The following is an 811-nucleotide window of genomic DNA, read 5'->3' as shown; positions in this document are numbered from 1 at the left end:
ACGGTACTGCTTCACTATCGGTCGCCAGGGAGTATTTAGCCTTGGCAGATGGTCCTGCCGGATTCCCACGGGGTTTCTCGTGTCCCGCGGTACTCGGGATCCGTCTCGGAGGGAGCAGATTTTTGGCTACAGGGCTTTTACCTTCTATGCCGGGCCTTTCCAGACCTCTTCGCCTAACCTGCTCCTTTGTAACTCCATGTGAGACGTCCCACAACCCCTGAGAGCAAGCTCTCAGGTTTGGGCTAATCCGCTTTCGCTCGCCGCTACTGACGGAATCACTCTTGTTTTCTTCTCCTCCAGGTACTTAGATGTTTCAGTTCCCTGGGTGTGCCTCCTTATGAGCTATGTATTCACTCATAGGTGACTGGGCGTGACCCCAGCCGGGTTTCCCCATTCGGACATCCCCGGATCAAAGCCTGCTTACGGCTCCCCGAGGCAATTTCGCTGTTCGCCGCGTCCTTCTTAGGCTCCTGGCGCCTAGGCATCCTCCGTGCGCCCTTAATAGCTTAACCTGTCGCTCCGAGTTGTCGATGTCACAGCGTTCTCCGATCTATCCGTCTCACTGCTTGCGCAGTTCGACCGATCCTCGAAAGGCTGTTCCATGCGACATCTCTTCGCTCTAAGCTCGCCAACAAGGCAATGTAGAGAATTTCTAATTTGCGCATTTTCGTTTCGCTATCCGGTTTTCAAGGTGCAATCGACTAACCCGAAAGTTAGAGGCTTAGAAGGATTTCTCCTTCAAAACTGAACTCGAGCGATAAAACCACGGACTTACGTAATGCCCCGAAGGGCTCCTTAGAAAGGAGGTGAT

At 53.3% G+C, this 811-nt stretch carries 1 rRNA gene; it reads right to left on the bottom strand.

Features of this window, described 5'->3' with window-relative positions:
• Window positions 1–512, bottom strand: a 23S ribosomal RNA gene (locus tag ACFSR7_RS08605); the annotation flags it as partial.
• Window positions 513–811: the final 299 nt, after the last annotated feature.

The organism is Cohnella sp. GCM10020058, from assembly GCF_042683485.1.
In the GTDB taxonomy this organism is placed as follows: domain Bacteria; phylum Bacillota; class Bacilli; order Paenibacillales; family Paenibacillaceae; genus Cohnella.
Note: the sequence above shows the minus strand (reverse complement) of the source record. Positions and strands in the feature narration are given on the sequence as shown.